At 63.7% G+C, this 23,250-nt stretch carries 19 protein-coding genes and 1 tRNA gene; 11 read left to right on the forward strand and 9 right to left on the reverse strand.

What is annotated here, in order from left to right:
• Positions 1-44 precede the first annotated feature (44 nt).
• Entirely contained in the window at positions 45-3,413 is a 3,369-nt protein-coding gene (locus H4W27_RS01800; RefSeq protein ID WP_192594408.1) for a type ISP restriction/modification enzyme, read from the reverse strand.
• Positions 3,414-4,904: 1,491 nt separating this feature from the next.
• Between H4W27_RS01800 and H4W27_RS01810 the strand changes: the two genes are divergently transcribed.
• From H4W27_RS01810 to H4W27_RS01825, 4 genes are all read left to right on the forward strand, one after another.
• Positions 4,905-5,498 (forward strand): relaxase/mobilization nuclease domain-containing protein, encoded by a 594-nt coding sequence (locus H4W27_RS01810; protein ID WP_192594410.1) that lies wholly within the window; start codon positions 4,905-4,907, stop codon positions 5,496-5,498.
• Positions 5,499-5,528: 30 nt separating this feature from the next.
• Positions 5,529-6,785 carry an IS21 family transposase gene (istA, locus tag H4W27_RS01815; protein ID WP_192594411.1) on the forward strand — a complete coding sequence of 419 codons (1,257 nt, stop codon included), beginning with the start codon at positions 5,529-5,531 and terminating at the stop codon, positions 6,783-6,785.
• Positions 6,786-6,838: 53 nt separating this feature from the next.
• Positions 6,839-7,570, forward strand: coding sequence for an IS21-like element helper ATPase IstB (gene istB / locus H4W27_RS01820; RefSeq protein ID WP_449867018.1), 732 nt, complete (start codon positions 6,839-6,841; stop codon positions 7,568-7,570).
• A gap of 129 nt (positions 7,571-7,699) precedes the next feature.
• Positions 7,700-8,401, forward strand: a complete 702-nt coding sequence (locus H4W27_RS01825) for a hypothetical protein (RefSeq protein ID WP_192594413.1) — start codon at positions 7,700-7,702, stop codon at positions 8,399-8,401.
• Between the two features lie 60 nt (positions 8,402-8,461).
• Here H4W27_RS01825 and H4W27_RS01830 read toward each other — a convergent pair whose 3' ends face one another.
• The 7 genes from H4W27_RS01830 to tmk form a co-directional block, all read right to left on the reverse strand.
• Positions 8,462-8,992 carry a hypothetical protein gene (locus H4W27_RS01830; RefSeq protein WP_192594414.1) on the reverse strand — a complete coding sequence of 177 codons (531 nt, stop codon included), beginning with the start codon at positions 8,990-8,992 and terminating at the stop codon, positions 8,462-8,464.
• Entirely contained in the window at positions 8,993-9,442 is a 450-nt protein-coding gene (locus H4W27_RS01835; RefSeq protein ID WP_192594415.1) for a Panacea domain-containing protein, read from the reverse strand.
• Positions 9,443-9,713: 271 nt separating this feature from the next.
• Positions 9,714-9,789 (reverse strand) — tRNA-Thr (locus tag H4W27_RS01840).
• Positions 9,790-9,855: 66 nt separating this feature from the next.
• Complete coding sequence (locus tag H4W27_RS01845) at positions 9,856-10,884, reverse strand: universal stress protein (protein ID WP_192594416.1); 1,029 nt, start codon at positions 10,882-10,884, stop codon at positions 9,856-9,858.
• A gap of 131 nt (positions 10,885-11,015) precedes the next feature.
• A complete protein-coding gene (locus H4W27_RS01850; RefSeq protein WP_192594417.1) occupies positions 11,016-12,611 on the reverse strand; it encodes an alpha/beta hydrolase in 1,596 nt (531 codons plus the stop codon).
• A complete protein-coding gene (locus H4W27_RS01855) occupies positions 12,604-13,761 on the reverse strand; it encodes a DNA polymerase III subunit delta' (protein WP_192594418.1) in 1,158 nt (385 codons plus the stop codon). Before H4W27_RS01855 ends, H4W27_RS01850 begins: the two co-directional genes overlap by 8 nt.
• Positions 13,758-14,396: a dTMP kinase gene (tmk, locus tag H4W27_RS01860; protein WP_192594419.1), complete on the reverse strand. Its 639-nt coding sequence runs from the start codon at positions 14,394-14,396 to the stop codon at positions 13,758-13,760. The genes H4W27_RS01855 and tmk overlap by 4 nt, the downstream gene beginning before the upstream one ends.
• Positions 14,397-14,522: 126 nt before the next feature.
• On the opposite strand from tmk, the gene H4W27_RS01865 reads away from it, so the two are divergent.
• The 4 genes from H4W27_RS01865 to H4W27_RS01880 all read left to right on the forward strand — a co-directional run bounded on the left by H4W27_RS01865 (position 14,523) and on the right by H4W27_RS01880 (position 18,613).
• Positions 14,523-15,878, forward strand: coding sequence for a trans-sulfuration enzyme family protein (locus tag H4W27_RS01865; protein ID WP_318782079.1), 1,356 nt, complete (start codon positions 14,523-14,525; stop codon positions 15,876-15,878).
• 9 nt (positions 15,879-15,887) lie between these two features.
• A complete protein-coding gene (locus H4W27_RS01870; RefSeq protein ID WP_192594420.1) occupies positions 15,888-16,199 on the forward strand; it encodes a DUF2516 family protein in 312 nt (103 codons plus the stop codon).
• A gap of 92 nt (positions 16,200-16,291) precedes the next feature.
• Complete coding sequence (locus H4W27_RS01875) at positions 16,292-17,038, forward strand: phosphoglyceromutase (protein WP_192594421.1); 747 nt, start codon at positions 16,292-16,294, stop codon at positions 17,036-17,038.
• Positions 17,039-17,380: 342 nt separating this feature from the next.
• A complete protein-coding gene (locus tag H4W27_RS01880) occupies positions 17,381-18,613 on the forward strand; it encodes an IS30 family transposase (RefSeq protein ID WP_449867019.1) in 1,233 nt (410 codons plus the stop codon).
• 94 nt (positions 18,614-18,707) lie between these two features.
• On the opposite strand, the gene phoU is transcribed toward H4W27_RS01880, so the two are convergent.
• On the reverse strand, positions 18,708-19,361 hold the full coding sequence (gene phoU, locus H4W27_RS01885) for a phosphate signaling complex protein PhoU (RefSeq protein WP_192594422.1): 654 nt from the start codon (positions 19,359-19,361) through the stop codon (positions 18,708-18,710).
• Positions 19,362-19,530: 169 nt separating this feature from the next.
• Here phoU and H4W27_RS01890 point away from each other — a divergent pair, with 169 nt between their 5' ends.
• Genes H4W27_RS01890 through purH form a run of 3 tightly spaced genes read left to right on the forward strand, consistent with a single transcriptional unit; the run spans position 19,531 to position 23,216 of the window.
• Positions 19,531-20,790, forward strand: coding sequence for a sensor histidine kinase (locus H4W27_RS01890; protein WP_318782082.1), 1,260 nt, complete (start codon positions 19,531-19,533; stop codon positions 20,788-20,790).
• On the forward strand, positions 20,787-21,467 hold the full coding sequence (locus tag H4W27_RS01895) for a response regulator (protein ID WP_192594423.1): 681 nt from the start codon (positions 20,787-20,789) through the stop codon (positions 21,465-21,467). Before H4W27_RS01890 ends, H4W27_RS01895 begins: the two co-directional genes overlap by 4 nt.
• A 57-nt stretch (positions 21,468-21,524) precedes the next feature.
• On the forward strand, positions 21,525-23,216 hold the full coding sequence (gene purH / locus H4W27_RS01900; protein ID WP_192594424.1) for a bifunctional phosphoribosylaminoimidazolecarboxamide formyltransferase/IMP cyclohydrolase: 1,692 nt from the start codon (positions 21,525-21,527) through the stop codon (positions 23,214-23,216).
• The last annotated feature ends 34 nt before the right edge of the window (positions 23,217-23,250 follow it).

A 23,250-nucleotide genomic window follows, 5' to 3' on the forward strand; every position in this document is an offset into this window, starting at 1 on the left:
CCGCGTAGGCCGGGCCCATGTGTTCCTCTATGACGCCCAACGGGTTAGAGCAGTGGCCAACCGGTAAGAAGCTCTTCAATCTCATCCTGTAGATCTATGGTGCGACGTATAGCGTTCACGGTCTTTACGAGGTGTTCCATCTCGCTGAAGGTCAGCACGTCCCCCTTTCGCGCATCTAGCCATTTCTTGAGGACTTGGTGGCCTCCAACCTCGAACCGCCACACGTCCTCGTCGACCCCTGGCAAAAGCTGAGGACCACCGTCCTGACCTCCATCCAAGTTGATTACGACCTGACCTTGGTCAGTAACCTCTTCGCCCGGAACCCATCGCTGCCCGGCTGGAATGGCGTCCACCGTGTTGGTGCCTCTTGTGGGCCCTCCTGTCGCGCCTGTGTCTAAGCCCTTGGCCTTCAGCATATGAAGGTCCACCAAGTTGGCTCCAAACTCGCAGACTAATCTGAACCTCGTAATGTCAGAGGTGATTGGAATACGAGGATAATCAGAACGCAGGAAGTTGCCGTAGCGGACGCGGTAGGTCCGCGAGTGCACGACCCCGTAGACGTAGTCGAGGACATCGCGAGGCCCTATGGTAGACGTCAAGTCACCCCTGTCCTTATCTACCGGGTCTAATCCGAGGTTCTCTTTCAGAAGTACCTTGAATTGTGGGCCGATGTTGGCATTTCGGCGTCCGCTCAGCGCCGCGGCGGACAGAAGAGTCTCGTCGTCTTGCTCGTCGTCCGCGTAGAGCCACAGAGGAAAAAGTACGGACCCAGTCGTCGCTTCTCCGGTCTTCGTCTCCGTCATCAGGTCCGTGACTAGAAACTGGTCCTGGACACCTGACTTGTTACTGCGAGCCGATATCAGTCCAATATTTTCATCGGACAGCATGTGCTTCATTACCTCGTACTTACGCCTATCGACGACGTCGGCGTGATACACAACGTAGCGGCTATCGAAGGGCCGATAGAGTATGGGCTTGATCGAGGAGCCACGTTTGTCGTCAGCTATGAGCTTCGCTCGTCGGTCCACGAGGTCCCAGTCTGCGTTGTCGCCGGGAAGATAGTGGATCCCTTTTGACGTGACCCGTCCTTTGGTCCCGAAATACTGTCGCCGTACTTCATCATCGGATTTGGTAGTACTGCAGAAGTCTTCGAGTCTCGCTTTCAAGCGGGTCGAACGAGTATCTACAGCTAGTTCGTCGCGATGAGTCGCAATTCCCACGGAGTACACCGGAAAGATTTCAGTGAGGGACGGAGCGTCCAGCCACTCCTCACGAGTGACCGGGTCCTCGGGCCTGAACGAGTAGAACGGTCCTACGGGAACGGAGTCTTCCCATACGGTTGTGTCCGTTGTGTTGGCGTCGAGCCAGTCGTACTTTTCTTCCCGGGAACCCCATTTATCACTGTAGTGGATCGTTGCCGGGCTCTGGTCCCCTTGGGTTTTGACAAAGATGGCAATGCAAACGCCCTGTTGAATCTGGTCAAAAACGTTATCGTCCACGCCTCCGTCAGGGTTGCTGTCCCGCCGCCGTATGCTGCCATGCAGGTCCAGTATGTAGATGTCGTTGAAGGTCTGGAGGAGACTCTGTCTCATCCCGCGGAAAGTCGGAGCGTCCAGGTAGGTGTGGTTTGTGACGTACCCTAAAACGCCATACCCCGTGGCATCGATTCGGGACTGACCGAGTCGAATGAACTTGACGTAGTCGTCCTGAAGCCACTTCGAGTTCTGCTCCTGAATAGGTGCGCCATCTACTTGATAGTAGGCAGTCAGCAACTCCCCGATGGCTGTCTTCACGGTGCGGAACCTGTTTACGCCGTTCCGGTTTGTTCCCACCAGCTCTCTGCGGGAGCTCGCGTTGGCGGACTGACCTTGATAGGGCGGGTTACCCAGCACTACCATTATCGGTTTCTGGGACTTGACTGCCGAAGCGGCATTAGCTTCATCGGAAATAAACTGTCCGAGAGGGAGAGTGCTATGCGCTTCCCCTGGATCGAGTGCGTTGGTCAGGTAAATGCCAATCCGCTCGTCAGTAGCGAAGTCGTAAGCCGCTTCTGCGCGTTCGTTCTCGGGGAGATCCTTGCCAGCAAGTTGAAGTGCAAGCTTCAGGTGCGCCACGGCATAAGGTGCCATCATGAGTTCGAAACCGTGCAGGCGCGGAAGCAGGTGCTCTTTCACGTACGCGGGCCACATGCCAGATCTCCCCTGTGACATGAAGCGTTCGCGTATCAGGTCCACGACTTCATATAGAAAGGTTCCAGTGCCTGTGGCGGGGTCCAGCACCAAGACTTTGTGCGGTTGGTCGTCACCCGGCCCGGTCCGCGTAGTGTCTGCGATGCCTGCCGGAAGTCCGAATGACGACGCCAGAATTTTGTCGACTGATCGGACGATGTAAGAAACTATGGGCAATGGCGTGTAATACACGCCGCGGACATCTCTCAACTCGGGGTCGTATGCCCCCAAGAAGGTCTCGTAGAAGTGGACAATTGGGTCTCGCTTTTCGGCTCCGAAGTTTTTAAGGATCTGATTCATGTCTGCGTCGTTGAGCAGCTGGGCCAAGTCGTCGACAACACTGACATACGGTTCGTCTTCCAACTCGGGGCCAGTCACAACGCCGAAGAGTCGGCGAAGAAACGGGTTCGTCCGGGGGATGCTCTGAGCGGCAGTCAGGCGGGTGAAGGCAACTTCAGCATCGCTATGCTGGACCCGAGCGGCAAACAGTCCATAAGCGATCGTTTGCGACATCATGTCGGCAAAGGCTTCATCGGTCAGATCAGCTACAAGGGTTTCTTTGAAGGCCCTATGTAGCCCCGTTGTGGTTTGAGACAGACTCTTCGCGCCCATGGCTGAGAGTATGACCTCGCGAATGAGTGCTGCGAGACGCGCCATGCGTTCAGCTAGTTTCTTCGGGGTCCTGATCTTCAGCGGGGCGGTGTCAAGGAAGTTTTGAAGGAGGACTGTTACTTCAGAGCTCGCCTCGTTGCCAAGAGTCACTTCGTTGGCGCTTACCGTTCCGAGTGTCTTCGCAGTTCGCAGTTCTCCTCGTACGTACCACCGGAACTCCACGTAGTCGGTAAGAATCAGGTTCTCGAATGCCCCGCGATATCGCTTTAACTGTTCCCCGCTCCGTGTGCGAGGCTTTTCTCGGTCGCTATCTCGCTCAATGATTTCTAGGGCAGCCGACCCTATGTCTTTGGCTTCGATCTTTCCTATCGAGAGCGTGCCATGCCTACGGGAGAGTTTGATGTCGTAGTCGGGTGCACCAGCTTCGCTTTGCTTCGGTTCATTCGTCGCAGTTACCTCAGAATCGAACGACTCGACTAATGCTTTCAGCGAATGTCGGTGTGAGTGCTCCGTGGAGTCGCCGGAGGCCAACGTTGCATTTAGTGCTGTGACGTACTCATCGATAGCCGGCAATTTATCCTCTTCCGTCCAAAAGCAATTGCTGCAAACCTATCAATCGGATCAGCCCCTTTCGCTTCAGACGACCGCGCCGCTCCGAATCGAGGTCCTGCCGCTCGATAGGTGGCAGTCATGCTCACGCCGCCAGAGCAACGGTCCGTGTCCATCGTTGTTTGTAGTCCACTGGGGTCAGTCCTGGGAGCCGCTTCTGCCTGCGGCGACGGTGATAGGTCCCCGGGATCGGCGGCTCTTGCCGCCCTTCTTCCCAAATGCACTTCACCAACAGCTGTCTCCATAGATCAGCCACGCTGTGCGGTCTGCCATCGGCTCACCAGCATCACGGGACTCATCTAAGAGGAACCGGTAGCCGCCCTTCGAATCATGACGGTGAGCGTCGGAGAGGGCATTCACGCGATGGGCGTGAACCTGCTCAACGCTGGTGACAGGATCGAGCGTCCATTGGTAGTGGAGCTGACGACCGAGCTTCAAGGCCGGCACGCCACCGCGACCGGTATCGCATCGACGGAGAGCACGTTCATGCGGGTGGAGCCATTCTCGGCAACACCTCGCCTTATTGTTCAAGGAGCCGGATCCGTTTGTGGGCTTCGCGGAGCTGGGCTGCCACGGTGCGGGTCGGGCGGGGCTCGGGGTCGTCATTGACCGCGGCTCGTCCCCGGGCAGGCTCGATCAGACGTGGCCCCTCGTTTCCTCAGACCCGGATAATCTGACCGACACCCGTCGCTGAATCGGCCGGCGGCTACTACCGATTCGCACGAGGGGTCTGCGCGTCATCACCATTCTCTCGGTGGGCGACGACAGGAATCGCGCCGTCTCAGGTTGGGGAATCCAAAGGGGAGGGCGGAGCCCTATCCCCTTTGGCGAGAAGTTATCTGTCGGACTCAGCGAAGCTAGAGTACCGTACAGATAAACTACTCGCCTTTGTTCTTTGCCCCTCGATAGAATAAGATTAGATACAGCCGGAAGAGGTATTTATTCGCGGGGCAAAGAACAAACGAGGAAAAGAGGCCAGGCGACCATGACCATTGCTGATGAGGCGCAGCCGAAGAAGGCGAGGCGTCGTCGGGCCACTTTTCCGAAGCGACTTGAGCTGCGCGTCACAGACGCTCAGCTCGCTCTGGCATTGAGTGCACGTGAGGCGGCAGAGGAGAGAACGGGAAGAAAGGTGACGCTCTCTGAAGTTCACCGGTCTGCTCTGACTGATGGATGTCGGTCTTTGATCTCTGGTCCAGCTCCTTCCACCGAGGTTTCGATCCAGGCTCTCGCTGTACTCGACGGGGTAGCTGAAGAGATGCGGCTGGTTCGAGGGGATCTCCGCAGGATCGGGCACAACGCCAATCAGCTTGCGGTACGTGCACATCACACCGGAGTCGTGGGTGACGTCAAGGATCTACTCCGGCAGCTTGTCATTCTGGATCGACGTTTGGTCCTGATTGCACGCAAAGCCGCCCACGCGGCGTCGGGGGCAGTTAGGTGATGGCAGGATTCATGCTTCTGGCAGCCGTAGTCCTTGCGAGTCCTACTCGGAACAGTGCTGCTCTCGATGCCTACCTTCGCAATGAGAAGGAGGGTCAGATGGCGGGTGAAAGGTTCGTGGCCGCGTCTGGCATCAACGGCGCCGTCCCCGAGTTTGCAGAGAGGCAGCGCAGGGACAACCGCAAACGGTGGGGAAAGAATGGCGCGCGTCAAGTGCTCAAGGGGGATAGAGCCGTTACCGAGGGGGAATTTGTCCAGGGATACCACGTGATCATGTCCCACGCGCGGGAAGGCATGGGGCGTCTTGACCCTAACAGCACTGAAGACTGGGAAACTGCCCATGAGCTTGCCGTGGCACTGGCGCGTAAGGTCGCGGGGAAGGCTCGTTTCGGAACGATATACACCCAGCGCGACGGGTCGACTGGCTGTCTACATTCGCACCTCCACATTGATTCCATCGACAAGTTCACGGGCCGCTCGTTCGATTCGTCTCACGTCAAGCACTCAGCCCTCGTAGAGACGACGAACCAGATGCTCGAAGAGATGGGCTATCAGCAAGTCCTGGTGTCGACGACGCGTGAATACTGGTCACTTAGCGACGGGTGAATTCTGGACACCCGGACCATGCTAGGAGACATGATCACTGTGGAAGATTGGGCTGAAATCCGTCGGCTACATTTTGCCGAGTCCATGCCGAAGAAGCAGATCGCTGAGAAGCTCGGGGTCTCCCGAACCACTGTCTATAAGGCCTTGGAATCCAGTGGACCTCCGAAGTACCAGCGCGAACCTAAGGGCTCGATCGCCGACGAGTACGTCCCAGAGATCCACAAGCTGCTCAAAGACACTCCCCGGATGCCAGCGACGGTGATCGCTGAACGGATCGGGTGGGAACACTCGATGACGGTGCTCAAAGACAAGGTCCGGGAACTGCGCCCCCTCTACACCGGGGTCGATCCGGCTGACCGATTGGTCCACCGCCCTGGGGAAGCCGCTCAGTTTGATCTATGGTTCCCCGAACCTCAGATCCCGGTCGGTTTCGGACAGACCCGCACCTTGCCGGTGCTGGTGATGACCCTGACGTTCTCGAGATTCCTGACCGCCACGATGCTGCCCTCGCGGCAGTCCGGCGACCTGCTGGCCGGGATGTGGCAGCTGATCAGCGGAGTCGGAGCGGTCTCGAAGTCCTTGATCTGGGACCGTGAAGCTGCGATCGCCCCCAAGGGCAGACCGCTGCCGCCGTTGCAGGCCTTCGCGGGGACCACCGCGACGAAGATGGTGATCGCTCCACCCAGGGACCCGGAGTTCAAGGGCATGACCGAGCGCAACAACGGGTACTTCGAGACCAGCTTCCTGCCCGGCCGATCCTTCGCTTCACCGCAAGATTTCAACACCCAGATCAGCACGTGGATCACTGGCCGGGCCAATCAGCGCATGATCCGCAGCCTCGGGGACAGACCGGTCAACGTCCTGGGCCGAGATCTGGCGGCGATGACCGCGCTACCGCCCTCCCCACCTTCGACAGGTTTCTCGCACCAGGTGCGTCTGGCCCGGGACTACTATCTGCGGATCGATGCGAATGACTACTCGGTGGATCCGCGGTTCATCGGTCGGTTGGTCCAGGTCACCGCGACCTTGGACCGGGTGGTGGCCGTGTGTGACGGTGAGATCGCTGCTGATCACCGGCGGTGCTGGGCCCGAGCCCAGGTGATCACAGACCCGGCTCATGTGGGCACCGCGAAGGCCATGCGGGCTCATTACAACGACACCGTGCGCCACCAGGTGCGCGGGACCAAGGACACTGAGGTGGCCTACCGGCCGCTGAGCGTCTATGACGAGCTTTTCGGACTCACCCACACCACGGTGCCGGCTGATGATCACAGGAGTGCCGCATGAGTGCCACCAGTGGTGAGAAGATCGGCTCGACCCTGGCGCATCTGGTGAAGGTGATGAAGACTCCCACGATCGGCAGGGTCTGGGAAGACCTCGCCGAGATTGCCCGGGAGCAGGGCTGGTCCCACGAGGAATACCTCGCTGCTGTCTTGGAGCGCCAAGTCGCTGATCGAGAGGCCAACGGCACCGCTCTGCGGATCCAGACCGCGAAGTTCCCCGCGATCAAGACCCTCGAGGACTTCAACACCGACTATCAGCCCGGCCTGCGCCGTGACGTGCTGGCTCATCTGCAGAACACGAGCTTCGTGCCCAAGGCAGAGAACGTCATCCTGCTGGGACCCCCAGGGGTGGGTAAGACTCATCTGGGCATCGGGCTAGGAATCAAGGCCTGCCAGGCCGGGTACCCGGCGCTCTTCGACACTGCTGCGGGGTGGGTCAACCGGCTCAGCGACGCGCATCAGCGCCACGGTGGTCTGGATCAGGAGCTCAAAAGGCTTCGCAGGTACCGGCTGTTGATCATTGATGAGCTCGGCTATCTGCCCTTCGATGCTGATGCGGCGAATCTGTTCTTCCAACTGGTCGCTGCCCGCTATGAACAGGGGTCTTTGCTGATCACGAGCAACCTCTCCTTCGGCAGGTGGGGTGAGATCTTCAGCGATGACACCGTCGCGGCGGCGATGATCGATCGGCTGGTCCATCACGCGGAGGTCCTCACCCTCGATGGAGAGTCCTACCGCACACGGAGCCGCCGCGAGCTCATCGAGACCACTACCTCTAGAACCCCGTAAGGAAAACACGGCGTTCAGTTTTTACCCGTCGCTGAGTGTTCAGTTTTCGGCCGTCGTTGACACCTGGAATACAGGGCTAAGGGCACCAAGGCCAGAGAGAAGACGGAAAAGTCTGAGCTCAAGGCTCTTGTGAAGCATAAGCAGTGGCAGGCCAGTGACAAGACGGTTCCGGAACCATTCTCCGTGGCCGTGCTCAAACAGCGGATCCGGGCGACCCTTGCGGATGGCAACTTCCTCAACTGGGACCAATTTGAGGAAGTTGCGATGGGATATGGCGTAGATGCAGAGCTGCGTGGAGAGGGTGGACGTGGTATCACGTATCGCATGATGCGCGACGATGGGACCGGGCGTGATGAGTGGTTGGAAGAGGGCTCAGTGGGGGACCGTAGGCGAGCGTCCAAGCTGGGAACTGAGTTCATGATGGATGCGGTCGAGCGCGCGATCCAGCAGAACGCTAGGCAGAGGGCCCTATTGCTCAACGGGGTGCGACAACCCTCAGTGCCGCCGCGTGCTGCACCGAGTCGGGTGGCGGTCCTTCTCCAGGGCATTCTGGATGACTCTGGCGACGAGGCTGTAGCCTCGATGCAGGCACCCGGAGAGCAGCGTGGAGATGGGGAGGATCACGGCCCTGTGCAGCTCCCTATGCGCGTCTCGTGCCCTGACAGGAGGAACTCTGAGAGTCCTGAGGAGACGGAGCTTGCGCCGGCGTCTTCTGAAGCTCCTGCCCCGACGGGGTACGAGCAGCACCGTCAGCAGTTGACGCAGCGTCTGGCTGCCAAGGGGCTGAGGGAGGAGCTGGATTCTCATGGTCCGGAGTTCGGCTGGAATTAGCTCGTCCTGGAGCGAGACAGACAACCAGTTTCGTAAGGCTAAGATCTGGTCTTGCGATAGCTAGCTATTGCGCTTCTCAAGCGGGTAGACCTGGTGGTTCTCGTCCCACCAAATCAGCTTGAAGAGACTCCCGGACTTGAATCCCCATAGACGTCCCGGTCCAGTTAGCCTGAACCTGAATAGTTCTTCCTCGCTGTCTTCGGTGAGCCCCTGCGCCCTGAGTCGTTCTCTAGCCTCGGCACACAGGCTGTCCAGTGGTTGACCGTGGTGTTTCCGATGTCCCCCAGAGGTCTCCTGCTCGATCTCACCCCAGGTTTTCTTGCCGCACTCTTCCAAGAACTTCAGGAGTTCGATGGTGCGTTTGGTGTCCATGTCCCAAGTCCATCCGCACGAAGAGTCCTGCGTCACGCCAGTGTCAATTTCGCGTGCAGTCCACTTGAAGAAGTTCCTGGCCGGGCGACCTTGATCGACTGCTTGAGCAGAGACGTTCTTGCCAGGAGGTCTCGCCTGGGGCAATGAAGGAACGTGCTTGCCGGTCTCGTTGTTTTGCTGCTTCGCGAGCTTCTTTGCCGCGCGTTTACTGCCGGCCATCTACGAGGCGCGCTGGGCCGAATCTAAGCCGCCGAAGAAGTCCTGCAATGCGTCCCGGTCTATTGGGGTCGAGAGTGTAGACCCTTCCGGGGCGTCTCCTCTGGCGTTGATCCAGGGATCCTCGTTATGGGAGAGGTCACTGAGCTGCTGTCCGGTTAGGTGACCGTACGCGGACAGGACGGCGTTCACCGTGTCTTGTTCCGCCTCTGACAGGGCGTTCGAGTCTCCACCCTGAATCTTCGAGATCCGAAACTGACCCCGGTGGGTTCTGTAGAGGTCGCGAACCACGGGGCCGTTGGCCCAAGCTTCGATCTGATTGTCGAAGATTGGCACCTCGTCCCAGGCCAGTGACCAACCCTGGGAGTAGTAGCAGAGCTTTTGCAGCTTCATCGTCGTCATCTCACCATGCTTCTCCAGGATGAACTGGGCTACATCGAGGGCATTAGCCATGACGGAACATCCTTTCGAGGTGGTGGTAGCAACGTCTAGAGACGGTGGTGGCTGCTGTACATACAGTAGCAGCAGAGGATCTGACTTTCCTGGGTACCGTGCTGGGTTGTCGCGCACCAGCTAGTCCCGTTTACCTCGTCACCTTCGAAGTGGCGAGTTGCTGGAAGATCGGGAGATCTGGGAACTAGGCCGTAGTTTAGAGCGTAGGTTAAGTCCTGGGGTTTGCGAGAAACGACAGGGATACAAGAAAACCCCAGGTCAGGAGCTCTTTTGGAGCCGCCTGCCGGAATCGAACCGGCGACCTATTCATTACGAGTGAATCGCTCTACCGACTGAGCTAAGGCGGCGCGGCGCCGCGGTGAGGCGCACGAGGGACAACTTTACTGCTGCACCCCACCGCGGTCAAAGCTCGTTCAGTCCTGGCTCGGCACCACCATCACCGGTCCCGTGGCATGGTGCAGCAGTTCTCGAGAGACGGACCCCAGGAGAGCGCTGCGCAGACCGCTGAGGCCCCGGGTGCCGACCACGGTCAGCTGCACCCGCGCGCTCATCTCGTGGAGCAGGTTCACCGGAAATCCCTCTTCAACTGTCCCGGAGACCGAGAGCTCCGGGAACTGTGCCTGGACCCAGCCCACCTCGACGTCGAGGTCCTTGTTCAGATCATCCATCCGCGAATGCACCAGCGCCTGTTCGCGGGCAGCAAGCTCCGGATACCACATGGCCGCGGTGGTCAGCGGCGGCAGGGCCATGACCAGCTGGAGATCGGTCTTGTGACTGAGCGCGGTCCGGGCGGCCTCTGCCGCCGCGCGACGGGAGTGGGGCGAACCGTCGATGCCGACCACCACGGGCCTGGAGTCGGCAGTGGTCAGCGCCTCGAGGCCTTCTCCCACGTCGGAGCCCTCAGTGTGCGGGACGACGACCGTGGGGGAGTGCGCATGAGCGGGAAGCGCGGCCGCGACCGAGCCGAGGATGCGCCCCGTGAATCCGCCGCGTCCGCGGCTTCCGACCACGGTCAGTTCGGCCGAACCGGAGAGCCGCACCATCACTCCGGCTGCGTCTCCATGCTCCAGCCGATACGTCACCTCGCCGTCGTAGCCGGAGAGCTTCTGCTTGGCTTCGTTCAAGACGGCCTCAGTGGCCTGGCGGGCGAGGGTCTGTCCCTCGGAGTCGGGAAAGCTCTCCAGATAGCCGCTCACCGCCGGAGCGATCGTGAAGGAGCTTGCGACCGTCAGGGCAAGGCCTCGGAAATGTGCCTCGCGGGCGGCCCAGCGCAGCGCGGCGGTGGCGTTGGCCGAGCCGTCGAAGCCGACCAGCACTCCGAGTGGCCGCGGCGCGCGCGGCTCCTCGGAGGCGGCACTGGGGGCTGCGGAGGTGTGGGTGTCGTGAGTCTGGGCGGAGTCTCGTGACTCCGCGGTGGGTGTGACAGGAACCTCGATGTTCATGGCAGCGTCCTAACGCAGATCAGCGGATGAGACCGGTGTCCATCAGGTGCCGCGGGCGACGTCTGCGTCACCGGTGTTCCGAGTCTACGCGTGGACTTCTACAAGCGGTAGAAGAACCTTCGATCCGGTGTTCAACACTCTGTTCGACCCTCCGCGAGGTCCCCGCCCAGAAGGTACCCGTCCACCGCGTCATCCACGCAATCATTGCCCGCCTGGTAACCCAGGTGGCCTTCTCCCTCACGAATGATCAATGAGGACTGAGGCACCGACTCGTGCATGTTCTCCGCCCATTCCACCGGGGTTGCAGGGTCTCCGGTGGTGCCGATGAACAGGATCTCCTCGACCTCTGTGAGGCCCGGATCCCAGGGCTCGGCCACACTCTCGGCCGGCCACTCCTGACAGACCACGCCCCGATGACCCAGGTACGGACCGAAGGTGGGGGCCTGGTCCGAGACTTCTTCGAATTCCGCCTCGATCTGCTCCGGGTCCTCGGGCATCGGGTAGTCCAGGCACATCACGGCGGTGAAGGCGAAGGAGTTGATCCAGTCATAGTTGCCATCAGGACTCCTCCCGGACTGCAGATCCGCGAAGTACTGGAACGCAGAGAAGTCATCCTCTGAGAGCGCCATGTTCAGCGCCTCGGACAGCACAGGCCAGCTCAGCTGGTTGTACAGGGGGGTGATGAACCCGCTGACCAGCGTGGACACGTTGATCGTGCGACCATCCGCGCCCTGGACAGGTTCTTCATCCACCTCCGCGAAGAGATCCTGGGTGCTCTGGACCACTTCGTCCACGGTGTCACCGGCGGCACAGTTCTCCTGCTCGGTGCACCACTGGGCGTAGTTCTCCAGCGCGTCCTCGAAGCCGAGGGCCTGCTGCGTGTTCAATTCGTGCGCCTCGATGGAGACGTCGAACATCCCGTCGAGCACGAACCTGCCCACACGCTGCCCGTAGTGCTCGGCATAGGTCAGACCGAGCTTGGTGCCGTAGGAGAAGCCCAGGTAGTCCAGCTCATCCTGCCCCAGCGCCGCGCGGATGACGTCCATGTCTCTGGCCGCAGAAAGCGTGTCCACATGCACGAGAAGGTCGCCGCTCTCCGCCTCGCACTGTGCCGCCAGCTCTGCGGCAGACTCGCGGGCCTCGGCGTAGGCGGCATCGGTGTCGAGCTGTTCGTCGGAGACCTGTTGCCGGTACTCGTCCATCTCTGCGTCGTCGAGGCAGGTCACCGGTGAGGAGCGGTGCACCCCGCGGGGGTCGAAGCCGACGACGTTATAGGTCTCCACCAGTTCCTCGCTGAACGCCGAGGTCAGCGTGTCTGCGACGGTGTTGTATCCGGAGGAGCCCGGCCCGCCGGGGTTGGTGAGCAGGTACTCGTCCTCACCGCCGGTCTCGGAGCTGATGATCCGGATCTCGAGGTCCTCGCCGGCGCCGGGGTCCTCGTAGTCCATCGGCACCGTGACATCGGCGCACATCATCGTGTCCTCACAGGAGGACCACTCGAGCTCCTGCTCGTAGTAGTCGGTGTAGTCGCCCGCGTCACCGGGCAGCGCGTCCGCCGGCACCGTAGTGGCGGTCATCGACTCTTCGTCTGTCGTGCCTTCCACCGCACTGCTCGCGGCGGAGTCGGACTCGTCTCCGGGGGTCGCGCAGCCCGACAGCAGCAGCGCGGCCGCCGCAGCGAGGCCCGCCAGTCGAAGCCCTCGCGGGAACAGCGGATTCTCAGGCACGGGACCTCCCGGGTAGGAACTGCATCATCAGGGCCTCCATGGCCAGAAGCGGGGGGACATTCTGCGTGATCCGGGTCCGGGCGGCATTGATCGCATCCAGCCCGGCCAGGGTCTGCTCGGCGCTGAGCGACTCGGCGTAGCGGGTCAGCTCCGCGCGCAGATGCTCATTGATCAGCTCAGCACCGGTGCCCAGCTTCAGGCTGAGCACATCACGGAAGACGGCCGTGAGATCGATCAGGGCCCGGTCCAGCGAGTCAGCGACGGCGCGCTTGGCCCGCCGGGTGTTCTCCTCCTCCAGCCGCTTGAACTGGGCGCGGAGCTTGGGCGGGATCTTCTCCTCCGCCTCGAGTCCGAGGGAGCGGCGCAGCGAGGCCTGCTCGGCGCTGAGCCGGGCCTCGGCAGTGCTGGCCGCGTCCGCCTGGGTCATCTCGACCAGCGTTCCCGCGGCCTTGATCGCTGCGGAGGAGGTGCTCAGTCGCAGCGGCAGCGTGACGATCTGCTCCCGTCGGCTGCGCGCCTCCGGGTCGCGGGCGAGCCGGCGTGCGACTCCGATGTGGTTCTGTGAGACCCGGGCGGCGAACTGAGCCTGCTGCTCGTTGAGGCCGTCCCGGGTGGTCAACAGCTGAGCCACCGCTTCTGTGGGAGGGATCCGCAGGCTGACCAGGCGGCAGCGGGACCGGATGGTGACCAGCACATCGGCCGGGCTGGGCGCGCAGAGCACCCAGACCGTGTGCGGGGGCGGTTCCTCGATGGCCTTGAGCAGCACGTTGGTGGCTCGTTCGGTCATCCGGTCCGCGTCCTCCACCACGATGACCCGCCACCGGGCGCCGTGGGGCTTCTCCTGGGCGGTGGTCACCAGCTGGCGGACGTCTTCGATCTTGTACGTGACGTTCTCGGTGGAGATCAGCTTCACCGAGGGGTGGCTCTGCGCGGCCACGAGGCGGCAGGACCTGCATTCGCCGCAGCCCCGGGCAGCGGGTTCCGGCTGGTCACAGTTCAATGCGGCGGCGAAGGCCCTCGCCGCGTTGGAGCGACCGGACCCGGGAGGTCCGGTGAACAGCCAGGCATGTGAGGGCGTGCCGGAGCCGGCGGCCTGACGCAGCTGCTCGACGACGGCGTCCTGCCCGACGAGTTCTGTGTAGACGCTCATGCGCTCAGGAGCTCCTCGACGCGGGCACGGATCTGCTTCTGCAGGCCCTCAGGGGCACCGTCGGCGGCGAGCACCAGGTATCGCTCCGGCTCCGCCTCGGCGCGGGCGAGGAACGCCGCGCGCAGCCGCTCGTGGAAGGCGTCCTCGGCCGATTCGATCCGGTCCGAGGTTCCCTCGCGGCCTTCGCGCCGGGCGCGGGCGGCGGCCGGCTCGAGGTCCAGCAGCACGGTCAGATCGGGCTGCAGGCCGCCGGTGGCGAAGACGTTCACGTCTGCCACCGCTTCGGTGCCGATCTGGCGGCCCTCTCCCTGATAGGCCACCGACGAGTCCACATAGCGGTCACAGAGCACGAAGCGGCCGGACTCCAGCGCTGGCCGGATGCGCTGGACCACATGGGCGGCACGGGACGCGGCGAAGAGCAGCGCCTCGGTCCGGGGATCCACCTCGCCCTGTCCGTGCTCGAGCACCAGGGAGCGGATGCGCTCGCCGATCGGGGTGCCCCCGGGCTCGCGAGTGCGCTCATAGGGCACTCCGCGCTCGACGAACCAGGACTCGAGAAGGCTCAGCTGGGTGGTCTTGCCGGCGCCGTCGCCGCCTTCGAAGGCGATGAATCCTCCACGTCTGAGCTGGTTCACCCTCCAAGCCTACCTAGCGCCACGGACGCCCCCGTGCGCCGGCGCAGGAAGCCACTCTGGACTGGTGCATCAACGCCCCGCGCGCACGCCAGCTCCGGGACAGCCCCGCTGGGGTACCGTAGCGGTGTGAATCAGCGCGAACGCACCTTCGTGGTCAGCGCGGGCCGCGGTGCCCACGCTCCGAACCAGCCCGTCAACAAGCCGGTGGACTTCACCTCGACCTACTCCTACAGGCCCGGAGTCCCGGCGGCGATGGACTACGCCCGCGAGGGCATGCCCTCCTGGGAGCCGCTGGAGGAGCTCCTGGCACAGCTGGAGGCCGGCACCCGCTCCAGCTACCGGGCCGAGGGCTTCGTCACCACCGCTGAGGACCACCCCGCACAGGTGCTGCCGGGTCTGCTCTTCGCCTCGGGCATGGCCGCCATCTCCGCCGTCGTCCATCTGCTCCCGCCGGGGAGCCACCTGGTCATGCCCCGGCACAGCTATATGGGCTTCTCCACCCTGGCGCAACAGATGGCGGACCAGGGACTGCTGACCCTGCACCGCGTGGACATCGCCGACACCGAACAGGTCATCACCACCCTGCATGACGTCTCCACGCTGGCCAGCGCCCAGGATGTGCAGGTGATGCTCTGGATCGAGTCCCCGACCAACCCGATGCTCGAGGTCGCCGATCTGCCTGCACTGTTGGCCGCCGCAAAGAAGCGCGGCGTGCTCAGCGCAGTGGACAACACCTTCGCGACCCCGCTGCGCCAGCGCCCGCTCAAGCATGGGGCCGATGTCGTGGTGCATTCGGTCACCAAGTTCCTCTCCGGACACTCGGACCTGATCATGGGCGCCGCCATCACCGGTGATCCCGAGATCCACCGACAGCTGCACCAGCACCGCACCCTTCACGGCGCCATCCCCGGACCGATGGAGGTCTTCCTGGCGCTGCGCGGCGTGCGCACCCTGGCTCTGCGCCTGGATGCGGCTGAGTCCAGCGCCGGCGAGCTGGCGAGACGGCTGGACCAGCTCAGCGAAGACGCCGGACTGCCGCTGCGCCGGGTCAACTACCCGGGCCTGGCCTCCCACCCGCAGCACCAGCGCGCTGCTGAGCAGCTGGGCGGGTTCGGCGCCATCCTGACCATCGAGCTCGACGCGGACCAGCCCGCTGGCCCAGGGCAACCCGGTCCAGGACAACCCGCTCCAGGACAGCCCGGTTCAGGTGAGCTCGGTTCCGCCGACCAGCGGACCGAGGCCGAGGTGGCCGACGCCGTGCTCAGCGCCCTGAAGATATGGACCCCCGCGACCAGCCTCGGCGGTGTGGAATCGCTCGCGGAGCGTCGTCGTCGTCATCCCGGGGAACCGACATCGGTGCCGGACGGGCTGATTCGACTTTCCGTGGGCATCGAAGATGTCGAGGACCTCTTCGCGGATCTGCTCAATGCGCTGCGGACCGCCGCAACGGCGGACCCATCAGATGACGAGACCATCCGATAACATCGAGGTATGCAGTCTCCCATCTCTGACATCTGGAGGTTCGTCCTCCTCTCCGAGTTCTGGATCCAGTTCGCCTTCGCCTTCGTCTGCCTGATCGTGGCCGTGGTCGCGCTGGTCAAGTGCATCCCCAAGAACGCGCAGCGCTTCGACATCGCGTTCAAGCGCACCAAGGGATTCTGGCTCGGCATGACCGGCGGCGCCGTGGTGCTGGCGCTGCTGGGCGCCTTCGGCAGCACGCCCTTCGGACTGATCTTCCCGGTGGCGGCCGCGTGCATGGCGATGGTCTACCTGACCGACGTCAATCCCGCCGTCTCCGAGTGACCCCGCTGCAGTCTCGGGCGAGCGATGCCGGCTCACATGCCCGTGACTGACCTGACCATCGCTGACCGACTTCGAAAGGGAGACCATCTCCAATGGCCTATGACCTGATCCTGCTCCGCCACGGGCAGAGCGACTGGAACGAGAAGAACCTCTTCACCGGATGGGTGGATGTCCAGCTCACCGCTCTGGGCCGTGAGGAGGCCGCCCGCGGCGGCGAGCTGCTCGCCGAGCACAAGCTGCTCCCGGACGTGGTGCACACCTCGCTGCTGCAGCGGGCCATCACCACCGCGCACCTCGCCCTGGAGACCGCCGATCGGCTCTGGATCCCGGTCAAGCGGGACTGGCGCCTGAACGAGCGCCACTACGGCGCGCTGCAGGGCAAGAACAAGGCTGAGACGCTGGAGCAGTACGGCGAGGACCAGTTCATGACCTGGCGCCGCTCCTATGACACCCCGCCGCCAGAGATCTCCGCAGACGACAAGTTCTCCCAGGTGGGGGACCCGCGCTATGCCGACCTCGGCGATGCCGCCCCGCGCACCGAGTGCCTCAAGGACGTGGTGGAACGGATGCTTCCCTACTGGGAGTCCTCCGTGGTGCCCGACCTCCGTGAGAACAAGACCGTCCTGCTGGCCGCTCATGGAAATTCGCTGCGCGCCATGGTGAAGTACCTCGACGGCATCTCCGACGAGGACATCGCCGGGCTGAACATCCCCACCGGGATCCCGCTGCACTACCAGCTGGACGAGGACCTCAAGCCGCTGAACCCGGGCGGCACCTACCTGGACCCGGAGGCCGCCAAGGACGCGATCCACGCGGTCGCGAACCAGGGCAAGAAGTAGCCCACGCACGTTTGAAGCCCCCTCAGCCATCACATGACGGCGGAGGGGGCTTCGTGCATCCAGGCGGGGGAGGGGCCTCCGCGCCTCTGCTGGGGGCGGGAACGGAGGGTTCCCTCATCTATTGGGCGCAAATCGTCGGAATAGGCGCCGCGTGGCGGGGGCGGGTTCTAGTGGTGGTTGCAACAGCCTGAGATTCAGGAGCTGCCAGTGCCATCACCACAGCACCCCCGGCCCAAGATCGGGCAGGGATACCCGCCCTGGTTCAAAGATCAGGTCCTCGACCAGCTGAACCGGAACCCGAACCTCACCCGGGTCGCCCGAGAAACCGGGATCAGCCGGGAAATGCTGCGACTCTGGGCCAAGGCCGCAGGAGTGGACCGCAGCCGGGCCCGGGGCGGCCCGAAGCATCCGGGCAAGAACGAGTTCCACCGGCAGCGACTCCAAGGCGTCAGCATTGCTGAAGCCGCAGTCGCTGCCGGGGCCGCGGAGTCCTCGGCGCGGAAATGGGATCGTGAATACAACACGAGGCCAAAGCGCTCTAAGACGGTGATGAGAGTTGCTGCTGACCACGCCCCCGAAGAGAAGGTCTGCGACAGGTTCCTATCTCTGCCGGAACGCGAGAAGATCCTGGATCTGAGGAACCATGGATGTTCTGCCGCCCAGATCGCACGGGAACTGGGCCGGGCCCGCTCCACGATCACCAGGGAGCTGGCCCGCAACAGCGGCCGCGATCACCGCTACCTGCCCTACGGGGCGCACCGGGCCGCCTCTGAACGCAGGGCCCGACCCAAGGCGTCCAAATTGGTGGCAGAGACCCAACTGCGCCGGTGGGTGCAGCAGAAGCTGTTGCTGCGGTGGTCTCCTGCCCAGATCAGTAAGAGACTGGTGGAGGATTTCCCCCAGGATCAGGAGATGAGGGTGAGCCACGAGACGCTCTACCAGGCGCTGTACTTCCAGGCCCGAGGCGGACTGAAGAAGGAAGTCCAAGCCGCTCTGCGCACCGGAAGGGCCCGGCGCAAACCTCAGGGCCAGCAGCGCCGACCCCGGGTCCTCGGTGACGAGATGATCATGATCTCAGAGCGTCCTGCGCAGATCGAGGACCGAGCGGTGCCCGGTCACTGGGAGGGTGATCTGATCATGGGAGCGTCGAATCGTTCTGCGATCGCGACCCTGGTGGAGCGGCGCACCCGGTTCACGATGCTCTGCCACCTTCCGCAGGGTCATAACGCTGCCGCGGTCGCCGACGCGTTGACCGAGCGGATGAAGTCTCTGCCGGGGCACCTACGGGGTTCACTGACCTGGGATCAGGGCTCAGAGATGGCCGCGCATCAGCAGGTCAGCGTGGCTGCGGATCTTGCGATCTATTTCTGCGACCCGGCCTCGCCCTGGCAGCGCGGGACCAACGAGAACACCAACGGGCTGCTGCGTCAGTTCTTCCCGAAGGGCTCAGATCTCTCAGCGCACGGGCCTGAGGACCTCGAACATGTGGCAGGGCTGCTCAACGGACGACCGAGGATGACCCTGCAGTGGCGGACCCCAGCAGAAGCGATGAGAGACTTACTCACCACCAGTTAGAACACCCGTTTGTTGCAACGACTGCTTGAATCCGCCGGGCCCAGAGCGACGATTTCTGCCCAACAGATGGTGGCGGGGGGATCGGCCCTGAGGCTCAGTGCTCGCGGGAGTCCCAGGCGCCGGTGACCAGGTAGTCGACCTTGTTCGCGACGGAGACCCCGTGATCGCCAAAGCGCTCGAAGAAGCGGCTCACCAGGCTGGAGTCCACGCTGGTGGCCGCGCTCTGCTGCCAGTCCTCGGCGGCCACGATGGTGAACACCGAGGCATGCAGATCGTTGAGCTGCTCGTTCAGCGCATGGATCTCCGCGACCAGGTGCAGCTCGCGGGTCTCGAGCAGCGTGATCAGCCGCGCGGAGATCTGCGTGGAGAGCTTCGACATCTTCTCGAAGACCGGATGCAGGACATCCGGGGCCACGCGGTCCGGGTAGCGCAGACGGGTCAGCTGGGCGATGTGCCGAGCAAGGTCGCCCATCCGCTCCAGGGAGGTGCTCATGCGCAGCGCGCCGACGATCATCCGCAGGTCGGAGGCCACCGGTCCCTGCAGGGCGAGCAGCTCGATGGCCTTCTCATCAAGCTCCACCTGCAGCCGGTCGATCTGGACATCTGCGGCGATGACCTCCTCAGCCAGCTGCAGATCGATGTTCTCGAAGGCGGTGTAGGCCTTCTCCATCGCTGCGTGGACCAGGGTGGTGATCTGGATCAGCTGTTCACCAAGATTGATGAGGTCTGCCTGAAAGAGCTTTCGCACGTTTCTGTGTTCCTTTCGTGCCGTGGAGTATCCCGACATCGAATCCTCGCTGGCGCAGATGACGCGACCAGAGTGAACAGACGACCTGAAGGTGAACGGTGGCTGAACCCTCAGGGTCGGACCGGACATATGGCGCTGTGCACCTGGGGGCGGGCCTAAGCTGTAGGGCGTGGATCCCCTGCTCATCGCCGCACTTGCCGGCGTCGTCGGTCTGGCCCTGGGCGTCGTCGGCATGTATGCCTTCCGTGTCAGTGAGAAACAGCGCGCCTCCGGCATCGACGTGGATGAGCCCTCCATGCCCGAGGGCGCCACCGAGGTGCTCGCCTCGCTGGGCCTGGCCTACATCGTGGTGGACACGGTGGACGGGGTCGTCCGTGCCAACCCCGCCGCCTACGCCTTCGGTCTGGTCCGGGGTCACACCGTGGTCCACCAGCAGCTGCTGAACCTCACCGCCCGTGTGCGCGGGGACGGCGTGATCATCGACCAGGAGCATGAGCTGGCCCGCGGGCTGCAGGGGGAGACCTCCCTGGTGGTGCATCTGCGCGTGGCCCCGCTGGGGGATGAGTACATCCTGGTCCTCGCCGATGACCGCACGGAGTTCTCCCGCATCGAGGCCGTGCGCAATGACTTCGTCGCCAACGTCTCCCACGAGTTGAAGACCCCGGTGGGAGCGATCTCGCTCCTCGCCGAGACGATCGAGGACGCAGCCGACGACGACGTGGCCGTGCGTCGCTTCACCCAGCGCCTGCACAAGGAGTCCCGCCGCCTCGCGGCGCTGGTCCAGGACATCATCGAGCTCTCCCGGGTGCAGGGCAAGGACGTGGTCCACGCCGGACGTCCGGTGGACCTGGAAGAGGTCATCGCCGATGCGGCGGACCGCTCCCGGCTGCCAGCGGAGTCCAAGAGCATCGAGCTCAAGATCGGCGGTGCGCTGCCGCACCGCGTCCACGGCGACGCGGATCAGCTGATGATGGCCTTCCGGAACCTGATCGACAACGCGGTGCGCTACTCCCCAGACTCCACCCGCGTCGGGATCGGACTCTCCAGTCGTGACGGGATCGCCCAGGTGAGCATCACCGACCAGGGGATCGGCATCGCCAAGGAGGACCAGGAGCGGATCTTCGAACGCTTCTACCGGGTCGACGCCGCGCGCTCACGTCAGACCGGAGGCACCGGACTGGGTCTGAGCATCGTCAAGCACGTCATCACCAACCACGGCGGAGAAGTCGCGCTGTGGTCCCAGCAGGGGAAGGGCTCCACGTTCACCGTGCGCCTGCCCGAGCTGGACGAGAGTCTCGACACCCTGGAAGGGCTCGGCCGCGGCGCGGCCGGGCTCGGATCAGGTCGCACTGACCCACACGATTCTGCATCGCGTCACAATGCAGAGAACCCGGCCCCCACACGGGCCGGCGAAGGAGGAAACGCGTGACCAGAATTCTGCTCGTCGAGGATGAGCCTTCATTCTCGGAGGCATTGTCCTACACCCTCGAGAAGGAGGGGTACGACGTCGTCGTCGCGGAGAACGGCTTCGACGCCGTGGACATCTTCGACCGCGAGGGCGCGGACCTCGTGCTGCTGGACCTCATGCTCCCCGGCCAGTCCGGCACCGAGGTGTGCCGGCAGATCCGACTGAAGTCGAACGTGCCGGTCATCATGCTCACGGCCAAGGACTCCGAGATCGACAAGGTCGTGGGCCTGGAGCTCGGTGCCGATGACTATGTCACCAAGCCCTACTCCTCCCGGGAGCTGCTGGCCCGGGTCCGCGCGGTGCTGCGTCGCCAGGTCGAGGCCGAGGTCGACGACGGGTCCATGGTCACCGCCGGGCCGGTCAGCATGGACATCGAACGCCACACCGTGGAGGTCAAGGGCGCCCCGCTGAGCCTGCCGCTGAAGGAGTTCGAGCTCCTGGAGATGCTGCTGCGCAATGCCGGGCGAGTGCTCACCCGCGGTCAGCTCATCGACCGGGTCTGGGGCTCCGACTACGTGGGGGACACCAAGACCCTCGATGTCCACGTCAAGCGGCTGCGCGCGAAGATCGAACCGGACCCCTCCCGCCCCGAGTTTCTCATCACTGTGCGCGGGCTGGGCTATAAGTTTGAGTCCTGACCGGGGTCGGTAGACTGGTCCAGATCTTTGAGCGTCGATCCCACTTCAGGAGTGTGCATGAGCACTGACAGCGAGTTTGCAGCGCAGAAGCCCACCGCCGCGCAACCGGGCAGCACCTCGCAGGGGGAGACCCGCCAGCCGATCCGGCGCGCGCTGATCTCCGTCTATGACAAGACCGGTCTCGAGGACCTCGCCGCAGGGCTGCACACCGCCGGGGTGGAGATCGTCTCCACCGGCTCCACCGCCAAGCGCATCGCGGCCGCCGGAGTCCCGGTCACCGAGGTCTCCGAGGTCACCGGATTCGCCGAGTGCCTCGACGGCCGGGTCAAGACGCTGCACCCGCGCGTCCACGCCGGGATCCTGGCGGACCGGCGTCGAGCCGACCACCGGGATCAGCTCAGCGAGCTCGAGATCGAGCCCTTCGACCTCGTGGTGGTCAACCTCTACCCCTTCGCCGAGACCGTGGCCTCCGGCGCGACCGAGGACAAGATCGTCGAGCAGATCGACATCGGCGGTCCCTCCATGGTGCGTGCCGCCGCGAAGAACCATGCCTCGGTGGCGATCGTGGTGGACCCGCTACGCTATCACGACATCATCTCCGCCGCCTCGGCAGGCGGATTCACGCTGACCGCACGACGCCGGCTGGCCGCCCTGGCCTTCGCGCACACCGCCGCCTATGACACCGCCGTGGCGCGCTGGACCTCCCAGCAGTTCGACGACGACTTCGACCCGGCCTCCGTGCCGGCCTCGCCGCTGGCCAGCATGGAGAAGAAGCTGAACTTCCCGCCCTATGCCGGCCTCGCGCTGCAGCGTCTGGACACGCTGCGCTACGGCGAGAACGCGCACCAGCCCGCGGCGCTCTACGCCGATTCCAGCGCGCGGCCCGGCCTGGCCCAGGCGGAGACGCTGCATGGCAAGGCGATGAGCTACAACAACTACGTCGATGCCGACGCCGCGGTGCGCACGGCCTTCGACTTCGCTGAGCCGGCCGTGGCCGTCATCAAGCATGCGAACCCCTGTGGCGCGGCAGTCGGGGAGACCGTGGCCCAGGCGCACCGGGCTGCCCATGCCTGCGACCCGCTCTCGGCCTTCGGCGGCGTGATCGCCGCCAACCGCACGGTCACCGTCGAGATGGCCAAGGCGGTCGCGGAGATCTTCACCGAGGTGGTGGTGGCTCCCGCCTTCGAGGAGGAGGCGCTGACCATCCTCAGGGGCAAGAAGAACATCCGCCTGCTGCGTCTGCCGGCGGGACACCGGCGAGACCGGATCGAGTACAAGCAGATCTCCGGGGGAATGCTGCTGCAGGCCTCCGATGCCGTGGACGCCGAGGGTGACGCTCCCGCCGCCTGGAAGCTGGTCTCCGGGGAGGCCGCCGATGAGCAGACGCTCGCCGATCTGAAGTTCGCCTGGCGGGCCATCCGCTCGGTGAAGTCGAATGCCATACTTCTGGCCCGCGACCAGGCCACCGTCGGCATCGGCATGGGCCAGGTGAACCGGCTGGACTCGTGCCGGCTCGCCGTGCAACGGGCCAACACGCTGGCCGGGGACGGGGTGGACCGGGCCCGCGGCGCCGTCGCCGCCTCGGATGCCTTCTTCCCCTTCGCCGATGGTCTGCAGAGCCTGATCACCGCCGGCGTGCGCGCCGTGGTGCAGCCGGGCGGCTCGCAGCGCGATGAAGAGGTCATCTCCGCGGCACGGGAGGCGGGACTGACGATGTACCTCACCGGGACGCGGCACTTCTTCCACTGAACCGCACAGCACCGTTCTGCACAGCACTGACTCG

This window comes from Nesterenkonia lutea, assembly GCF_014873955.1.
Classification (GTDB): Bacteria; Actinomycetota; Actinomycetes; order Actinomycetales; family Micrococcaceae; genus Nesterenkonia; species Nesterenkonia lutea.

Excerpts from the sequence above, each read along its gene's own strand:
- H4W27_RS01810 (WP_192594410.1), top strand. The coding sequence starts at position 4,905 with ATGCTTCTGGCAGCCGTAGTCCTTGCGAGTCCTACTCGGAACAGTGCT.
- istA (WP_192594411.1), top strand. The coding sequence starts at position 5,529 with ATGATCACTGTGGAAGATTGGGCTGAAATCCGTCGGCTACATTTTGCC.
- istB (WP_449867018.1), top strand. The coding sequence starts at position 6,839 with ATGAAGACTCCCACGATCGGCAGGGTCTGGGAAGACCTCGCCGAGATT.
- H4W27_RS01830 (WP_192594414.1), bottom strand. The coding sequence starts at position 8,992 with ATGGCCGGCAGTAAACGCGCGGCAAAGAAGCTCGCGAAGCAGCAAAAC.
- H4W27_RS01835 (WP_192594415.1), bottom strand. The coding sequence starts at position 9,442 with ATGGCTAATGCCCTCGATGTAGCCCAGTTCATCCTGGAGAAGCATGGT.
- H4W27_RS01845 (WP_192594416.1), bottom strand. The coding sequence starts at position 10,884 with ATGAACATCGAGGTTCCTGTCACACCCACCGCGGAGTCACGAGACTCC.
- H4W27_RS01855 (WP_192594418.1), bottom strand. The coding sequence starts at position 13,761 with ATGAGCGTCTACACAGAACTCGTCGGGCAGGACGCCGTCGTCGAGCAG.
- H4W27_RS01870 (WP_192594420.1), top strand. The coding sequence starts at position 15,888 with ATGCAGTCTCCCATCTCTGACATCTGGAGGTTCGTCCTCCTCTCCGAG.
- H4W27_RS01875 (WP_192594421.1), top strand. The coding sequence starts at position 16,292 with ATGGCCTATGACCTGATCCTGCTCCGCCACGGGCAGAGCGACTGGAAC.
- H4W27_RS01880 (WP_449867019.1), top strand. The coding sequence starts at position 17,381 with ATGCTGCGACTCTGGGCCAAGGCCGCAGGAGTGGACCGCAGCCGGGCC.
- purH (WP_192594424.1), top strand. The coding sequence starts at position 21,525 with ATGAGCACTGACAGCGAGTTTGCAGCGCAGAAGCCCACCGCCGCGCAA.